This window comes from Citrobacter sp. TBCS-14, from assembly GCF_005280805.1.
GTDB lineage: Bacteria > Pseudomonadota > Gammaproteobacteria > Enterobacterales > Enterobacteriaceae > Citrobacter > Citrobacter gillenii.
This window is the reverse complement of record NZ_SZWM01001345.1, coordinates 122,354-138,021: the sequence shown is the minus strand read 5'-3', so window position 1 is coordinate 138,021 and position 15,668 is coordinate 122,354. Positions and strand designations below refer to the sequence as shown.

At 53.0% G+C, this 15,668-nt stretch carries 17 protein-coding genes; 10 read left to right on the top strand and 7 right to left on the bottom strand.

The window, feature by feature from the left end; translation table 11 throughout:
* Positions 1–156: 156 nt before the first annotated feature.
* Complete coding sequence (locus tag FDX22_RS28420) at positions 157–1,206, bottom strand: AI-2E family transporter (RefSeq protein WP_115257262.1); 1,050 nt, start codon at positions 1,204–1,206, stop codon at positions 157–159.
* A 132-nt stretch (positions 1,207–1,338) separates the two neighbouring features.
* On the opposite strand from FDX22_RS28420, the gene FDX22_RS28415 reads away from it, so the two are divergent.
* Positions 1,339–2,556, top strand: a complete 1,218-nt coding sequence (locus FDX22_RS28415; RefSeq protein ID WP_096759215.1) for an MFS transporter — start codon at positions 1,339–1,341, stop codon at positions 2,554–2,556.
* Between the two features lie 3 nt (positions 2,557–2,559).
* On the opposite strand, the gene FDX22_RS28410 is transcribed toward FDX22_RS28415, so the two are convergent.
* Together FDX22_RS28410 and FDX22_RS28405 are read right to left on the bottom strand one after the other, a co-directional pair.
* A complete protein-coding gene (locus FDX22_RS28410; RefSeq protein ID WP_115257264.1) occupies positions 2,560–3,117 on the bottom strand; it encodes a DcrB family lipoprotein in 558 nt (185 codons plus the stop codon).
* Positions 3,118–3,189: 72 nt separating this feature from the next.
* Positions 3,190–3,855 carry a 7-cyano-7-deazaguanine/7-aminomethyl-7-deazaguanine transporter gene (locus FDX22_RS28405; protein WP_096759217.1) on the bottom strand — a complete coding sequence of 222 codons (666 nt, stop codon included), beginning with the start codon at positions 3,853–3,855 and terminating at the stop codon, positions 3,190–3,192.
* 169 nt (positions 3,856–4,024) lie between these two features.
* On the opposite strand from FDX22_RS28405, the gene tusA reads away from it, so the two are divergent.
* A complete protein-coding gene (tusA, locus tag FDX22_RS28400) occupies positions 4,025–4,270 on the top strand; it encodes a sulfurtransferase TusA (protein WP_003827551.1) in 246 nt (81 codons plus the stop codon).
* A 101-nt stretch (positions 4,271–4,371) separates the two neighbouring features.
* On the opposite strand, the gene zntA is transcribed toward tusA, so the two are convergent.
* Positions 4,372–6,582 (bottom strand): Zn(II)/Cd(II)/Pb(II) translocating P-type ATPase ZntA, encoded by a 2,211-nt coding sequence (zntA, locus tag FDX22_RS28395; protein ID WP_146718108.1) that lies wholly within the window; start codon positions 6,580–6,582, stop codon positions 4,372–4,374.
* A gap of 75 nt (positions 6,583–6,657) precedes the next feature.
* On the bottom strand, positions 6,658–7,284 hold the full coding sequence (locus FDX22_RS28390; RefSeq protein WP_096759219.1) for a lysoplasmalogenase: 627 nt from the start codon (positions 7,282–7,284) through the stop codon (positions 6,658–6,660).
* Between the two features lie 141 nt (positions 7,285–7,425).
* Here FDX22_RS28390 and FDX22_RS28385 point away from each other — a divergent pair, with 141 nt between their 5' ends.
* The 4 genes from FDX22_RS28385 to FDX22_RS28370 all read left to right on the top strand — a co-directional run bounded on the left by FDX22_RS28385 (position 7,426) and on the right by FDX22_RS28370 (position 9,895).
* Entirely contained in the window at positions 7,426–7,785 is a 360-nt protein-coding gene (locus FDX22_RS28385) for a DUF2500 domain-containing protein (protein ID WP_115257266.1), read from the top strand.
* A 237-nt stretch (positions 7,786–8,022) separates the two neighbouring features.
* Positions 8,023–8,502, top strand: coding sequence for an Hcp family type VI secretion system effector (locus FDX22_RS28380; RefSeq protein ID WP_115257267.1), 480 nt, complete (start codon positions 8,023–8,025; stop codon positions 8,500–8,502).
* Between the two features lie 9 nt (positions 8,503–8,511).
* Positions 8,512–9,390: a hypothetical protein gene (locus FDX22_RS28375; protein WP_115257268.1), complete on the top strand. Its 879-nt coding sequence runs from the start codon at positions 8,512–8,514 to the stop codon at positions 9,388–9,390.
* 1 nt (position 9,391) lies between these two features.
* Positions 9,392–9,895: a DUF1240 domain-containing protein gene (locus tag FDX22_RS28370; protein ID WP_249359153.1), complete on the top strand. Its 504-nt coding sequence runs from the start codon at positions 9,392–9,394 to the stop codon at positions 9,893–9,895.
* A gap of 52 nt (positions 9,896–9,947) precedes the next feature.
* On the opposite strand, the gene FDX22_RS28365 is transcribed toward FDX22_RS28370, so the two are convergent.
* Positions 9,948–10,223: a DUF1145 family protein gene (locus FDX22_RS28365; protein WP_096759221.1), complete on the bottom strand. Its 276-nt coding sequence runs from the start codon at positions 10,221–10,223 to the stop codon at positions 9,948–9,950.
* Positions 10,213–10,809 carry a 16S rRNA (guanine(966)-N(2))-methyltransferase gene (gene rsmD / locus FDX22_RS28360; RefSeq protein ID WP_096759222.1) on the bottom strand — a complete coding sequence of 199 codons (597 nt, stop codon included), beginning with the start codon at positions 10,807–10,809 and terminating at the stop codon, positions 10,213–10,215. Before rsmD ends, FDX22_RS28365 begins: the two co-directional genes overlap by 11 nt.
* A gap of 274 nt (positions 10,810–11,083) precedes the next feature.
* Between rsmD and ftsY the strand changes: the two genes are divergently transcribed.
* From ftsY to rpoH, 4 genes are all read left to right on the top strand, one after another.
* Entirely contained in the window at positions 11,084–12,604 is a 1,521-nt protein-coding gene (gene ftsY / locus FDX22_RS28355; protein ID WP_146718107.1) for a signal recognition particle-docking protein FtsY, read from the top strand.
* 2 nt (positions 12,605–12,606) lie between these two features.
* A complete protein-coding gene (gene ftsE / locus FDX22_RS28350; protein WP_096759224.1) occupies positions 12,607–13,275 on the top strand; it encodes a cell division ATP-binding protein FtsE in 669 nt (222 codons plus the stop codon).
* Positions 13,268–14,326, top strand: a complete 1,059-nt coding sequence (gene ftsX / locus FDX22_RS28345) for a permease-like cell division protein FtsX (RefSeq protein WP_096759225.1) — start codon at positions 13,268–13,270, stop codon at positions 14,324–14,326. Before ftsE ends, ftsX begins: the two co-directional genes overlap by 8 nt.
* A 254-nt stretch (positions 14,327–14,580) precedes the next feature.
* Positions 14,581–15,435 carry an RNA polymerase sigma factor RpoH gene (gene rpoH, locus FDX22_RS28340; RefSeq protein WP_096759226.1) on the top strand — a complete coding sequence of 285 codons (855 nt, stop codon included), beginning with the start codon at positions 14,581–14,583 and terminating at the stop codon, positions 15,433–15,435.
* The last annotated feature ends 233 nt before the right edge of the window (positions 15,436–15,668 follow it).

Genomic DNA, 15,668 nt, shown 5'->3' with positions numbered 1-15,668 from the left:
TATAGTGGGTTAGTGCCGGAGATGTGTTTTTGGAAGGTTTTTTATTTTAGTTATTATGGTTTTACTTTGTATATTGGTTTTTTATTTAAGTTAAGATGGTAATGTCTGCGTTATTACCATCTTATTCGTAATATATAAACTACCTTGTCTGGTAGTTTATCCCGGTAATCGACTTTTCGGTCTACCGGGGCCAAGCAAAATTGCCAGCTTGCTGCCACCCCTGGTGGTTTCCATCCAGATTTTACACACGCTGGTAAGCGGCACGGAAAGTAACATGCCGACCGGACCTAGCAGCCATCCCCATACCAGTAAGGACAGGAAGACAACAAGCGTCGACAGGCCTAAACGATGGCCCATCATACGCGGCTCGAGGATATTGCCAATCACCATATGTACGACCAAAAATAGGGCGCCGACCAGCACGCATTCGTAAATCCCGTTGAACAGCAGCGCCTGCAGCATGGGGGGGACGGCGGAAATCACCGAGCCAATATTGGGTACATAGTTAAGCAGGAATGCCAGCACGCCCCACATCAGCGCAAACTGAATGCCCATTAGCGCCAGTCCCAGCCAGACGATAGCCCCGGTCCATAAGCTGAGCAATGTTTTTAACGCCAGGTAGTGAGAAACGCCCTTCAATGCACGGTGCAGACCCGCAATATGGATCTGCGGATTATTCAGCGCAAAGCGCAGCTTGTAAGGAACATGGCGCACCTCAAACAGCATAAACACCACCGTCATTACCAGCAGGAAGACGCTGGCCATTGCGCCGGAAAGTCCGGTCATCAGCGTGGTCGTGAAGGTCATTAGCTTGTCGGAGTCAATACGTTGCAGTAGACGTTCTGGCGACATGTGCAGGTTAAGAAAGGGCACCATCTCTTGCACGTAGAGGACCTTGCGCGTCAGCTCCTTGTTGTACTTTGGCAGCATGTCCATGAATTCCGTGATTGAAGATGCGAGAACGCCGACCAGCGCGGTGAGCACGAACAGCATCACTACCACCACCAGCGTAATGGCAATCGGGCGACGCAGCCCCCGGCGAATAAACCAGGTCACCAGCGGGTTCAGGACGATGGCAAAAAAGAGGGCCAGCAACAGCTGCACAATAATGTCGGCAGCCGCATGAATACCTGCGAGGATCACCACCAGGGCGGCCAGTTTGAGCAAAATATGCAAACCTGTTTTATCAGGCTGAGCGCTTGTCATGTGTTCTTCCTTTTTACGTTTTGCTCTAAGTGTAGCGGCTGGCTTACGACCTATATTCCTAAACTGTCTGCTGATTTCTGCCCGGCAACATGGTAGAAATGAAACACTGTTGTAAAAATGTGGTGACCCTTCATGCCCGAACCCGTCGCTGAACCGGCGCTTAACGGATTTCGTCTCAATCTGCGCATTGTCTCGGTGGTGATGTTTAACTTCGCCAGCTACCTGACTATTGGCTTGCCGCTCGCGGTGCTACCCGGCTATGTTCATGATGTTATGGGTTTTAGCGCCTTCTGGGCTGGGCTTGTGATCAGCCTGCAATATTTCGCCACATTGTTGAGCCGCCCGCATGCGGGGCGATACGCCGATCTGCTGGGGCCGAAAAAGATTGTCGTGTTCGGGCTGTGCGGCTGTTTTTTAAGTGGCCTGGGCTATTTGCTGGCGGGAACAACCAGCGGCTGGCCGATGGTGAGCTTACTGTTGCTGTGCCTCGGGCGTGTGATCCTGGGGATTGGGCAAAGTTTTGCCGGTACCGGTTCAACGCTGTGGGGCGTGGGTGTGGTGGGCTCCATACACATTGGGCGGGTGATTTCATGGAACGGTATCGTCACCTACGGGGCGATGGCGATAGGCGCGCCGCTGGGCGTGCTGTGTTACGCCTGGGGTGGTTTGCAGGGACTGGCGCTGACCATCATGGCGGTGGCTCTGTTAGCAATACTGTTGGCGCTGCCACGTCCGGCGGTGAAGGCCAGCAAGGGCAAGCCGATGCCGTTTCGCGCGGTGCTCGGGCGCGTCTGGTTGTACGGTATGGCGCTGGCGTTGGCTTCCGCTGGTTTTGGGGTGATCGCCACCTTTATCACGCTGTTTTATGACGCCAAAGGCTGGGACGGCGCGGCATTCGCGTTGACGCTGTTTAGCTGTACGTTTGTCGGGACCCGCCTGTTATTCCCAAACGGCATTAACCGCTTAGGCGGGTTAAATGTGGCGATGATCTGTTTTAGCGTGGAAATAGTTGGGCTGCTGCTGGTAGGGATGGCGGATCTGCCGTGGATGGCGAAAGTAGGCGTTCTGTTGGCAGGTGCGGGGTTCTCGCTGGTGTTCCCGGCGCTGGGCGTGGTGGCGGTAAAAGCGGTGCCGCAGCAGAATCAGGGCGCTGCGCTGGCGACCTACACGGTATTTATGGATCTCTCACTGGGGATTACCGGGCCGCTGGCGGGACTGGTGATGACGTGGGCGGGCGTACCGGTTATTTATCTGGCGGCAGCCGGGCTGGTGGCGGTGGCGTTATTGCTGACCTGGCGGTTAAAAAAACGGCCCCCGGAGGACTCTGCGGAGGCCGTGTCATCGTCTTAACCGTTACTGGATAACCAGCGTGTTAATGATGTTCTCTGCGGTCGCCTGCGCTTTCTGCTGATCGTCAGCAGGCAGCGTGATCTGCAGGGTCAGAAGCTGGTTGTCCACTTTGCCCAGCACCACAGAAGAGTAAGCGGTCTGGCCTTTGGCGGAGATGATGCTGTCTAACTGCTGCAGGGTATGGCCCTTCAGCTCAATCGACTTGTTGGTGACGACCTGCAGCTGCGGGTCACGGCTACGCTGCTGATCTTCCAGGCGTTTGGCCAGCACGGTCAGGTCTTCACTGGTGTCATCACCGACAATCACAATCACTGCTTTCTGGCCGGTTGCGTCAGAATACACGTGCATATTGTTGGCCTGAGTACCCAGCTTGCCGCTCTGATCGGTCATATCTGCTGGCAGGGAAAAACTGAGCTTGCCGTCCAGCAGGCTGACCGGTTGTCCGGCGGCGTTACTTTCCGCGGCAGCACCCTCGGCTGGCGCTTTGGTATCGCTATTATCACAGGCCGCAAGCCCCATAACCAGCAGGCCAATACCGACATATTTAACCAGATTGCGCATTGACTTCTTCCTTTCGATAAACGGCCATAACGGCTCATTCGTCCATCTTATCACAACTCGGAAAATGAACCTTTAACTCGTCTGTAATGCCGCGATTTCGGATTTATCTGCCAGCCTTTTCAGTAACATATTCAGCAACACACCGTACATCGGCAGGAAGAAAATAATACTGATCAGCACCTTGAAACAGTAATCGACCAGCGCGATTTCCATCCAGTGCTCGGCCATAAAGGCATCCGGGCTGCGCCAGAAGGCGATAAAGAAGAAGGCCAGCGTATCGCTGATGTTGCCAAACAGCGTGGAGGCGGTAGGTGCGAGCCACCAGCGGCGGTTTTGACGCAGGCGGTTAAAGACGTGCACATCCAGAATTTGACCCAGTGCGTAGGCCATAAAGCTGGCGGCGGCGATACGGGCGACAAACAGATTAAAGTGCAGCAGCGCGTCAAATCCTTGCCAGGACCCCATATAAAACAGCGCGGAAACCCCATAGGAGATCAACAGCGCGGGGATCATGACCGCAAAAATGATGCGTCGTGCCAGCGGTGCGCCAAAAATGCGAACGGTCAGGTCGGTGGCGAGGAAAATAAACGGAAAGCTAAAGGCGCCCCATGTGGTATGGAAACCGAAGATGGTGATCGGCAGTTGTACCAGATAGTTGCTGGATGTGATCACCAGCAGATGGAATAGCGATAGCCAGAACAACGCTTTTACGCGCTGAGTTTGTGTAAACGGAGTCATATTGTACCTTTTTAGTCAAGAATTGGGGTGAGGGAACCCAATAAAACGGTCGCATGATACTGCTTTAACAGGGCTTTGCAATGGTTGTTTTTCACGCAATCGTTAACCTGATTGGCTTACTGACCAACAGAGCGTAAAATAACGCCGTTTTTTATTGAACGAGACAACGATGAGCGATTTGTTTACCTCTCCCGACCATACCCTTGATGCCCAAGGGCTGCGCTGCCCGGAACCAGTGATGATGGTGCGTAAAACTGTGCGCGGCATGCAGGCCGGTGAAACGCTGCTGATTGTCGCGGACGATCCGGCGACAACCCGCGACATTCCCGGCTTTTGTACGTTTATGGAACATGAGCTGGTGGCCAAAGAGACCGACTCTCTGCCGTACCGCTATTTAGTGCGCAAAGGTCAGTAAGCTTGTTTGCCGGATGGCGGCGCAAGCGCCTAATCCGGCCTACGAATGACGAACAACCAGTCGGCCTGATAAGCGAAGCACCATCAGGCGAGAAACAGGCACTACCCTTTCCGTAACAGTCGCAGCGCGTTGGCAGTCACCAGTACCGTTGCCCCTGTATCTGCCAGCACCGCCAGCCACAATCCGGTTATCCCCAGTAGCGTGGTTATCAGGAAAATCCCCTTCAGACCCAGCGCAATGGCAATGTTCTGGCGAATATTGGCGTGAGTGGCGCGTGCCAGTTGGATCATTTGCACCAGGCCGCGCAGGCGGTTATGGGTCAGGGCGGCATCCGCCGTTTCCAGCGCGACGTCGGTGCCGCTTCCCATCGCAATGCCGATGGTGGCCACTTTCATTGCCGGCGCGTCGTTAATCCCGTCCCCAACCATCGCCAGCGGGGACTGCTGGTTCAGGCTGGTCACTACCCGAACTTTATCCTCCGGTAGCAGGCCTGCTTTGAATTCCAGCCCCAACTCACCGGCAATTGCTGCCGCCGCAAGTGGGTTATCCCCGGTCAGGATCACGCCTTTTACGCCCAACTGATGAAGCTCGTTGATGGCGGTCAGGGCGTCGTCACGCAGTGTATCCTGTAAGGCCAGCACGCCGAGCACCGCATCGTTGCGCAGCACCAGTACCACCGTTTGCCCGGCGCTTTCCAGTTCGCTAATCTGTCCGACAAAGGCTTCGGCGGGCTGTTTGCCCGCTGCGCAAATCAGTATCCGCTCGCCGTTGACCTGCGCTTCAATACCCGAACCCACCAACGCCCGCTGCGCTTGTGCTGCCGGGATGGTCAATTCACGGGTCTGCGCTTCACGGACAATCGCCTGAGCCAGCGGGTGCGTGGCACCTTGCTCAACCGCTGCCGCCAGCGCCAGCAGTTCGGACTCGCTGATGCCGCTCGCTGGATGAATCGCCGTCACGCGCGGTTTACCCACGGTCAGGGTACCGGTTTTATCGAATGCCACATGAGTGACCCTACCTAATTGCTCCAGCGCGGCTCCGCCTTTAATCAGCGCCCCACGCCGCGCCGCTGCCGCCAGCCCGGAGGTGATTGCGGCAGGCGTTGAGATCACCAGTGCACACGGGCAGCCAATCAACAGCAGCGTCAGCCCTTTATAAATCCACTCCTGCCAGGAGGCGGCAAACAGCAGTGGGGGAACAAGAGTGACCAGCAGGGCGATCGCCATGATGGCCGGAGTGTAAATGCGGCTGAAGCGATCAATAAACCGCTCAATCGGGGCCCGACGCTCTTCGGCTTCTTCTATCAGCTTCAGGATGCGGTCAATGGCGCTGGCGCCCGGTTCAGACAGGACTTCCAGCGTGACAAGGCGGTCAACGCTGGTGGCGCCCGCCGGGACTTTATCGCCCGTGGCGCGTTCGACAGGAATAGATTCGCCGGTCAGGGCGCTTTCATCAAAGCTGGCAAAGCCGGAGACCAGTTTGCCGTCGGCGGGTAAGCGCCCACCTGCAGCCACTTCAATCACGTCGCCGGGCTGGAGGCTGTTAATGGCCACCTCTTCGCGCTCGCCATTGCGCAGGCGGACGGCGGTTTCGGGTTTTAGCGCCATCAGCGCGCTGACCCCTTTGCGGGCGCGGCTGGCAGCCCATCCTTCCAGGCGTTCGCCAATTAAAAACAGCAGCAGTACCATCGCGGCTTCCGCCGTGGCACCAATAAACAGCGCACCAATGGCGGCGACGCTCATTAACGTTTCAATGGCAAAGTAGCTACCGGTTTTCATCAGGCGCAGCGCCTGACGGGCAATGGGATACAGCCCGACCAGCGTCGTGGCGATAAACGCCATCTGACCAAAGGGATGATTGAACTGCTCCAGCCCCCAGCTAATCGCCATCATGACGATGAGGGTGATCAGCGGCAGATTTTCTTTAAACCGCGACTCGGGTGCGGCTTCCGGTGCTTGCTCATCGCGCAGGGTATAGCCCGCTTTTTGCACCGCGTTTTCTATGTTCTGGCGAATATCGGCCCCGGCATCGACCACCAGTTTTTCGGTAGCGAACAGCACCTGAACCTGGTTGACGCCGCTGACCTGGCGGACCGCATTTTCAACTTTACGCGCGCAGGCGGCGCAATCCATGCCTGAGACTTTCCAGGTATAGCGCGTGCCGTCCACCGTATTGGATACGGGCGTGGGTGAGGGTGCGGCTGTCGAGCAACGGCCTTCACTGCAGCAGTCATCAACCTTCTGCGGTGCAGGCGCGAGCTTGAATGAAGAAAATTGTGGGGCCTTTTTGCCATTAGTATCGGGCGTCGACATGGCATCCTCCGGTTGATAATCATTTCGTATTAACCGGAGGATACACTCTGGAGTCGACTCCAGAGTCAAGCGTTTTTAAAGGTACAGTGAACGTACAATCAGGAAATGTCCGGCGAAGTAGCAGGCGGCGGCAATGGCGTTATCGGCGCGGAAGCGGCGGCGATAATGACTACCCAGCCAGACAATATTGCCGATGAACAGCAATGAGGCACCCATAAATGCCGATAGCGCCGGGGCGGTTGGGCGGAAGAACCACAGCTCGCCAGCCATCCAGACCATCATCAGAGTGATGCCGATAAAGGTGCAGATGGCGACGCGCAGTTCTTCCAGTCGCGTCCAGATCACGGCGATCAGCAGGGCACCCAATACCAGCAGCACCAGCGGCAGAGGCCAGAAGAATGACATCGTCATTTGGCTGGCGAAATAGATGGTATAGAGTAAATGCGACAGGAAAAACGCCCCCACGGCGTACAGCAGACGTTGACGCGGCAACAGCGTCAGCGCATCGCCGAGCAGCGAGGCCAACAGGCCGGCCAGCACCAGATAGCTGATGGCATTAAACATTGGCGCCTGCCAGGCCAGCAGCAACAGCAGCAATAATGTCAGGGGTTTAAAGACCCAGCGTTGCCAGGTGGGACCACGATAGGACGCATCCACGAACAGCCATGCGGAAAGACAAACAGCGATAAACGACCAAAGCATCTTAGTTCCTTGAATTCGTTATTTTTTCGTAAGCGGGGTGCTTACGGCTCTTCTGTCCAGTGTAGAGGTCGATACCGCCAGATGACAACACCATAACAGGCAGGGTATGCTTATTTCCGCATTTTCTGATGGGTTAATAAAATGAGTAAGCCACCACTTTTTTTCATTGTTATCATTGTATTAATCGTTGTCGCCGCATCGTTTCGCTTTGTCCAACAGCGCCGGGAAAAAGCGGATAATGATGCCGCGCCGCTGGTGCAAAAGCAGGTTGTGGTGAGCAATAAGCGGGAAAAACCGCTGAATGACCGACGTTCGCGCCAGCAGGAAGTGACTCCAGCGGGTACCAGCATGCGTTATGAAGCGAGCTTTAAGCCACTTAGCGGGGGAATGGAGCAGACGTTTCGCCTGGATGCGCAGCAGTATCATGCGTTAACGGTCGGCGATAAAGGCACGCTGAGTTACAAAGGGTCGCGCTTTGAGGGATTTAAGACTGGGCAATAACCCCGAACGGCATAGTGTTTATTCCGCCACTGGCGACAATAAATTCAACCGAAATATATAATGCCATTCAAGTATAGTTGTTATTTATTTAACTGTGGTAATACCGTTATTATTATATTTTTTGTGTGATACAACATCGAACACATCACTATTCTGCTATCCGATTTTCACTATCATACTATTTCAATATTATCTCAGGTATACAAAAATATAATTTTAAATGGCTAAGGGATTTATATGGCAAATACAATGTGGTTAACCTTAAATGGGCAGGCGCAGGGATTGATTTCTGCTGGATGCGCCTCGGTAAATTCGATAGGAAATAAATCACAACCTGCTCATCGTGATCAGATAATGGTAATGACAGTTAGTCATAGCATGAGCCGGGTACAAAATGTGAACCATCAATGTTTGACGTTTATTAAGCCAGTAGATAAATCCTCACCGTTATTAGGTAAAGCTATCACTGACAATGAAACATTGAGCTGTGAATTTAGCTTCTATCGCACCAGTCAGGCGGGTTTAAACAAATGCTATTACACGTTAAAACTGATTAATGCCAGAATATCCAGCATCCATCTTCAGGTACCTCATACCATTGATGACAGCGCGGGTCAGCCAGAAGAAATTATTGAGCTGTCGTATGAGTCTATTGCCTGGGAACACCTTATTGCAGGAACCAGTGCATACAGCACCTGGGATGAACGAATTTTTTAAGGAGTAATAATGGAAGGGTATTATGACTGGATTAGGAATCACCGTGAAGATATTCTTAGAGGAAATAACTGGCAACGTAATCAGCGTATCGAGGACGAAATCAGAACGCTGAAAAATAATCTGAATAGCAATACACAACACATTATGCTGCTAACGCTTGAAGAGGCGCAGGGCGTGATTGATGATTTGCTGGGCAGCAAACCCGTCAGTTTTTCGACGAATTATGCCGGTAACATCAAAGATGCGGCTGATGCGACTAGAAAGCTGTCGAAGCTTTTTTCTTATCAGCAGGCCGGAAAGATTGTCTTCACCTTAAAAGGCCTTGGGATTAAAGCAACGCAATATACTTATCAGGGGAAGCTGTATGTGAAGATTACTGGCTACCCTTCTCTGCGGCGCATTCTGAACGGCACCCGTTACCGGATTAACCATCCTAAAGTACTTGAAGTGGGCATTGGCAGCGCCGGGTTTCGAAATGGCATAATGTCAGGGGCCAGATTCTGCATCTGGTTTTCCGCATGCTGGCGGTTCATTGAGGTGGTGTTTAAATCCGAGCATGACGTCGCCGCACTGCTGGGGAACGTGACGATGGATGTGGCGAAGGTGATTGTAAGTATTTTTGTCTCAAGATTATCAGGCAATGTTATTCGTTGGGGCGTCTCTCTTTTTGTAACGAGTGCGGCTGTTCCCGTTTGGGGAGAAATTATTGGTGCTGTTGCGTTAGGTCTATTCATTGCCTGGTCTCTGAATGAAGTGGACAAAAAATATGAGCTATCAGACAAACTGATAGCGTGTATTCGTGAGGGACTTAAAGAACGGCAAAGAATCGAAGAGTGGAACGCCCAACGATTGGGGTACAGAAACTCCCTTTACGGCGGAATTTATTGATATGAATATTAATCTGGAGAGCATTAAGAAAAGATGTTGTTTGTTTCTTTTTATGCTTTTTGTGGGAGGGATTAGTTGGGGGTTTTATTATGCCAGTGTGCCAGACATTACCGATCTTATTGAATCCAGGAGCATTGTTTATTTTTTCTGGGGGTCGTTTTGTCTGCTGCTTATGTTTCCTGTAGGGTTTTTCTTTGTTTTATGTATTGCCTACGTGACCTTTACGAAAAGCATGCAGCCGCCTAAATTCTTCGACAGGGCATTTACTATCGGTATCCATGTTGCGGGGGTAGGATTTGTTATTGGTAATATCCTCTCTTTTATTGTCATTTTTTATCCTCTTGGTACTAACTATGTTTTATGTGAGCGTCCAGGCCCGACGTCTGGCACCTATTACACCCGGACAGAAGAGATTTGCGAGCAGGTGAAATACCTGAGGAAAACAAGAGCCAGTAAAGATATTCCAAAACTGAAAGATCAACTGGACGGCATATTACCACCGTGATGACGTTTTGCAGGCCCGGCTCGCAACGCGCCGCCGGGCGAAAAGATCACGGCTACTTCTTCAACTGATCTTTAATCTTCTTCTGCCAGACCAGCAACTCAAACACGCCGAACAGGAAAATACGCACTTTCTCGCCGGTGGTCATCTGCGGGCCGTCTTTCGGCAGGGTGCTTTTTAGCAGCGCCAGCTGCATGCCGTGCATCAGCACCATAAACACCAGCGCCACGTTAACGAAGATATTGAGCGGGCGCGGGAAGGGCTGAAAAAGGTTGAGCAGCAAGAATGCCCAGACGCCCAGCATCAGCAGGCGTCCCAGGTTAATCAGCATGGTGTTCTCCTCGTGCTTCACGTTGATACAGGCGATAGGCAACCTGGCCGGCGACTTTTTCACGATACAACGACCAGTTAACCGGAACCGGCGGCAGGCCGTTTTCGACTTCGCTCTCAACGTAAATATACGCCTCGTTTGCCAGCCAGCCATTCGTTTCCAGAAGCGTTAATGTTTCTTCCAGTAATCCTTTACGAAACGGCGGATCAACAAACACTACATTATGCGGCGACCCTGCCTGAGCCAGAAACGCCAGCGTATTGGTGTTGACGACGCGGGCGTGATTGGCCTTCAGCGTGACGAGATTTTTTTGTAGCTGCTGAGACACCGCCCGATCCATTTCCAGAAGCGTTGCGCCTGCGGCATAACGGGAGAGTGCTTCCAGCCCCAGCGCACCGCTGCCAGCAAAGCAGTCCAGACACTGGGCATCGACCATCATTGGTGCCAGCCAGTTAAACAACGTTTCGCGGACACGGTCAGTAGTGGGTCGCAGACCCGGGCTGTCCGGAACCGGGAGTTTACGGCCGCGCCATTGCCCGCCAATAATGCGGATCTGGCCGCTGCCTGAGTGATTCGGTTTTTTCATTTCTATTATTGCTCAATCCGCCTATAGCATGTCATTCCAGGCGGTGATGTGAGTTAAGTTAACCCGTCGCCTTTCAAGTGACCTCTTCGTTGGCTGCACTTACTCACCCGAATCACTTACTAAAGTAAGCTCATCGGGATTCGTGCGCTTGCCGCCTTGACGTAACTCGAAATTCATTGGGTATAAGTGATAGACTATTTCATCATTTTTTTAGCTGCTATGTACATAGCGTTGACGCTGTGCCATGAAGCAACAGCGGGGAGTGTAGTCGCAAATGGCGAAAGAGAAAAAACGTGGCTTTTTTTCCTGGCTGGGCTTTGGTCAAAAAGAGCAGGCACCGGAAAACGAGACAGAATTAAAAAACGAAGAACAACAACAGGTTGTGGAAGAAGCTGCCGTTGTTGAGGAACAGCCGCGCGCGCAGGAAAACCATAGCGAAGCCGAAACGGAGGCCTTTGCGGCTGAAGTTGTGGAAGTCACTGAACAGGTTGCAGAAATCGAAAAACTGCAGCCTGAGCCGGAACCTGTGGTCGAGCAACCGCAGCCGGAGGTTGAACCGGTTGTTGAAGCTCCTGCGCCAACGGCGGTTATCGAACACGAAGAGTTACCGCTGCCGGAAGAAGTAAAAACTGAAGAAATTTCGCCAGAAGAATGGCAGGCCGAAGCGGAAACCGTTGAAATTGTTGAAGCGGTTGAAGAAGAAGCGGAAAACGAACCGCAGCTGACCGACGAAGAACTGGAAGCGCAGGCGCTGGCTGCTGAAGCGGCAGAAGAAGCCGTCATGGTTGTGCCGGTAGAAGAACCAGTCGTAGAAGAACCTGCTGTAGAAGAGCCAGCAGAAGAAGAAGCGGTACAGGAACAGGAGAAACCGACGAAAGAAGGTTTCTTTGCGCGTCTGAAACGCAGCCTGCTAAAAACCAAAGAAAACCTCGGTTCCGGATTTATCAGTCTGTTCCGCGGTAAAAAGATCGACGATGATCTGTTTGAAGAACTGGAAGAGCAGTTGCTGATCGCCGATGTGGGGGTCGAAACCACCCGGAAGATCATCGCCAACCTGACGGAAGGGGCCAGCCGCAAGCAGCTTAAAGATGCTGAAGCGCTGTACGGTCTGCTGAAAGATGAAATGGGCGAGATTCTGGCAAAGGTTGATGAACCGCTAAATGTGGATGGTAAGACGCCGTTTGTTATCTTGATGGTTGGCGTGAACGGTGTGGGTAAAACCACCACCATCGGCAAGCTGGCACGTCAGTTCGAGCAGCAGGGCAAATCGGTGATGTTGGCTGCGGGAGATACCTTCCGTGCGGCGGCGGTCGAGCAGCTGCAGGTCTGGGGCCAGCGTAACAACATTCCGGTGATTGCACAGCATACCGGCGCGGATTCCGCGTCCGTTATCTTTGATGCCATCCAGGCGGCGAAGGCGCGTAACGTTGACGTGCTGATCGCCGATACCGCAGGTCGCTTGCAGAACAAAGCGCATCTGATGGAAGAATTGAAAAAAATCGTTCGCGTGATGAAAAAGCTCGACGAAGATGCGCCGCATGAAATTATGCTGACCCTTGACGCCAGTACCGGGCAGAATGCCATAAGCCAGGCCAAACTGTTCCATGAAGCGGTGGGTTTGACCGGTATTACCCTGACCAAGCTGGACGGTACGGCGAAAGGTGGGGTAATTTTCTCGGTTGCCGACCAGTTTGGCATCCCTATCCGCTACATCGGTGTGGGCGAACGTATCGAGGATTTACGTCCGTTTAAAGCGGACGATTTTATAGAGGCACTTTTTGCCCGAGAGGATTAACAATGATTCGCTTTGAACATGTCAGCAAGGCCTATCTCGGTGGGAGACAAGCGCTGCAGGGAGTCACATTCCATATGCAGCCTGGCGAGATGGCGTTTCTGACCGGCCACTCCGGTGCGGGGAAAAGTACCCTGCTGAAGCTGATCTGTGGGATTGAACGGCCCAGTGCCGGGAAAATTTCCTTCAGCGGGCATGACATCAGCCGTTTGAAAAACCGTGAAGTGCCGTTTCTGCGTCGCCAGATCGGCATGATTTTTCAGGATCACCATCTGCTGATGGATCGGACCGTTTTTGACAACGTGGCGATTCCGCTGATTATCGCGGGTGCCAGCGGGGACGATATTCGTCGCCGCGTGTCAGCGGCGCTGGACAAGGTCGGGCTGTTGGACAAAGCGAAGAATTTCCCGATTCAACTCTCCGGCGGTGAGCAGCAGCGTGTGGGAATTGCCCGTGCGGTGGTGAATAAACCTGCGGTACTGCTGGCGGATGAACCGACCGGGAACCTCGATGACGCGTTGTCGGAGGGGATCTTACGCCTGTTCGAAGAGTTCAACCGCGTCGGGGTTACGGTATTAATGGCGACGCACGACATTGGGCTGATCTCCCGTCGTTCCTATCGCCAGATGGTCCTGAGCGACGGACACCTGCATGGAGGCCTGGCGCATGAATAGACGTGACGCTATTAATCAAATCAAACAGTTCGGTGGGCGACTGGACCGTTTTCGTAAATCGGGCGGTGCGCCAGGTGACGGGGGACGCAACGCGCCGAAGCGGGCAAAATCCTCACCAAAGCCGAACTCACGTAAAACCAATGTCTTTAACGAGCAGGTACGCTATGCGTTCCAGGGCGCGTTACAGGACCTGAAAAGCAAGCCGCTGGCGACGTTCCTGACGGTGATGGTGATCGCCATCTCCCTGACGCTGCCGAGCGTGTGTTACATGGTCTATAAGAACGTAAACCAGGCGGCAAGCCAGTATTATCCGTCCCCGCAGATCACCGTGTATTTGCAGAAAACGCTGGATGATGACGCGGCGGCGCGGGTGGTTGGTCAATTGCAGGCCGAGCAGGGCGTGGAGAAGGTAAATTATCTTTCCCGCGACGATGCGCTGGGTGAATTCCGTAACTGGTCTGGTTTTGGCGGTGCGCTGGATATGCTGGAAGAGAACCCGCTGCCGGCCGTGGCGGTGGTTATCCCAAAACTGGATTTCCAGGGCACGGAGTCGCTGAACACGCTGCGTGATCGGGTGGCACAAATCAATGGTATTGATGAAGTGCGCATGGATGACAGCTGGTTTGCGCGGCTGGCGGCGTTGACGAGTCTGGTGGGGCGCGTTTCGGCAATGATTGGCGTGCTGATGGTGGCCGCGGTGTTCTTGGTTATCGGCAACAGCGTACGACTGAGCATTTTTGCCCGTCGCGATACCATCAACGTACAGAAACTGATTGGTGCAACGGATGGGTTTATCCTGCGACCGTTCCTCTACGGCGGAGCGCTGCTTGGCTTTTCGGGCGCTTTTCTTTCACTGATTTTGTCAGAAATTTTGGTGATGCGTCTGTCTTCAGCGGTCACTGAAGTGGCACAGGTTTTTGGAACTAAATTTGATATCAACGGCTTATCATTCGACGAGTGCCTGCTGCTGCTGCTGGTGTGCTCAATGATTGGCTGGGTGGCAGCCTGGCTTGCCACGGTCCAACATTTACGCCACTTTACCCCCGATTAAAAAATCTCTGGTATAATCTTTCCCTGCACTGAGAAGTTCGCTCTGCAGGGAAAGAGTCCCTGTTGTCTCTTCCCGACATAGTCATTGTGATGTCACATTTTGTGCGTAATGTATACACAGTACGACATGGAACTTGTGGATAAAATCACTGTCTGATAAAAGATTGAATGATATTCTCGTTGCTCATAAGCTCTGGCATGGTTGTTGCTATCGATTTTTCAACGCGCCAGATGATATAGATTGAGAGGATTTGAATGACCAAAGAAATGCAAAATTTAGCTTTAGCCCCTGTTGGTAACCTGGAATCTTACATCCGGGCTGCAAACGCGTGGCCGATGTTGTCGGCTGACGAGGAGCGGGCACTGGCTGAAAAGCTGCATTACCAGGGCGATCTGGAAGCAGCTAAAACGCTGATCCTGTCTCACCTGCGCTTTGTTGTTCATGTTGCTCGTAACTACGCGGGCTATGGCCTGCCGCAGGCGGATCTGATTCAGGAAGGTAATATCGGCCTGATGAAAGCCGTGCGCCGTTTCAACCCGGAAGTGGGTGTGCGCCTGGTGTCTTTCGCCGTGCACTGGATCAAAGCAGAGATCCACGAATACGTTCTGCGTAACTGGCGTATCGTTAAAGTCGCGACCACCAAAGCACAGCGTAAGCTGTTCTTTAACCTGCGTAAAACTAAGCAGCGTCTGGGCTGGTTTAACCAGGATGAAGTTGAAATGGTCGCTCGCGAGCTGGGGGTTTCCAGCAAAGACGTCCGCGAAATGGAATCCCGTATGGCGGCGCAGGACATGACGTTTGACATGTCTTCGGACGACGAGTCCGACAGCCAGCCGATGGCTCCGGTGCTTTATCTGCAGGACAAATCGTCTAACTTTGCTGACGGCATTGAAGACGATAACTGGGAAGAGCAGGCGGCGAACAAATTGACTTACGCGATGGAAGGTCTGGACGAACGTAGCCAGGACATCATCCGTGCTCGTTGGCTCGACGAAGACAACAAGTCGACGTTGCAGGAGCTGGCCGATCGCTACGGTGTTTCCGCTGAACGTGTGCGTCAGCTTGAAAAGAACGCCATGAAAAAACTCCGCGCGGCAATCGAAGCGTAATTTTCGCGAATTGCCAATGAACCCTCGAATGTGAATTCGGGGGTTTTGTTTTTTGTAGGCCGGATAAGGCGTTTACGCTGCCATCCGGCAACACGTTTGCCTGATGGCGCTTCGCTTATCGGGCAAACGGGCCTTTCCTCCCCTCCCACCGACACGAATCTGTTATCTGGATGTAAAATTAGCTATTCCAAAATAATAAAAATCGGGTATGTTTTAGCAGAGTATGCTGCTAA

Bases quoted from the DNA above. Each gene is read 5' to 3' on its own strand.
- ftsX (WP_096759225.1), top strand. From the start codon at position 13,268: ATGAATAGACGTGACGCTATTAATCAAATCAAACAGTTCGGTGGGCGA.
- FDX22_RS28420 (WP_115257262.1), bottom strand. From the start codon at position 1,206: ATGACAAGCGCTCAGCCTGATAAAACAGGTTTGCATATTTTGCTCAAA.
- FDX22_RS28365 (WP_096759221.1), bottom strand. From the start codon at position 10,223: ATGCTGATTAACCTGGGACGCCTGCTGATGCTGGGCGTCTGGGCATTC.
- rsmD (WP_096759222.1), bottom strand. From the start codon at position 10,809: ATGAAAAAACCGAATCACTCAGGCAGCGGCCAGATCCGCATTATTGGC.
- FDX22_RS28385 (WP_115257266.1), top strand. From the start codon at position 7,426: ATGAGTAAGCCACCACTTTTTTTCATTGTTATCATTGTATTAATCGTT.
- rpoH (WP_096759226.1), top strand. From the start codon at position 14,581: ATGACCAAAGAAATGCAAAATTTAGCTTTAGCCCCTGTTGGTAACCTG.
- tusA (WP_003827551.1), top strand. From the start codon at position 4,025: ATGAGCGATTTGTTTACCTCTCCCGACCATACCCTTGATGCCCAAGGG.
- ftsY (WP_146718107.1), top strand. From the start codon at position 11,084: ATGGCGAAAGAGAAAAAACGTGGCTTTTTTTCCTGGCTGGGCTTTGGT.
- FDX22_RS28415 (WP_096759215.1), top strand. From the start codon at position 1,339: ATGCCCGAACCCGTCGCTGAACCGGCGCTTAACGGATTTCGTCTCAAT.
- zntA (WP_146718108.1), bottom strand. From the start codon at position 6,582: ATGTCGACGCCCGATACTAATGGCAAAAAGGCCCCACAATTTTCTTCA.
- FDX22_RS28390 (WP_096759219.1), bottom strand. From the start codon at position 7,284: ATGCTTTGGTCGTTTATCGCTGTTTGTCTTTCCGCATGGCTGTTCGTG.
- FDX22_RS28380 (WP_115257267.1), top strand. From the start codon at position 8,023: ATGGCAAATACAATGTGGTTAACCTTAAATGGGCAGGCGCAGGGATTG.
- FDX22_RS28405 (WP_096759217.1), bottom strand. From the start codon at position 3,855: ATGACTCCGTTTACACAAACTCAGCGCGTAAAAGCGTTGTTCTGGCTA.
- FDX22_RS28410 (WP_115257264.1), bottom strand. From the start codon at position 3,117: ATGCGCAATCTGGTTAAATATGTCGGTATTGGCCTGCTGGTTATGGGG.
- ftsE (WP_096759224.1), top strand. From the start codon at position 12,607: ATGATTCGCTTTGAACATGTCAGCAAGGCCTATCTCGGTGGGAGACAA.
- FDX22_RS28370 (WP_249359153.1), top strand. From the start codon at position 9,392: ATGAATATTAATCTGGAGAGCATTAAGAAAAGATGTTGTTTGTTTCTT.
- FDX22_RS28375 (WP_115257268.1), top strand. From the start codon at position 8,512: ATGGAAGGGTATTATGACTGGATTAGGAATCACCGTGAAGATATTCTT.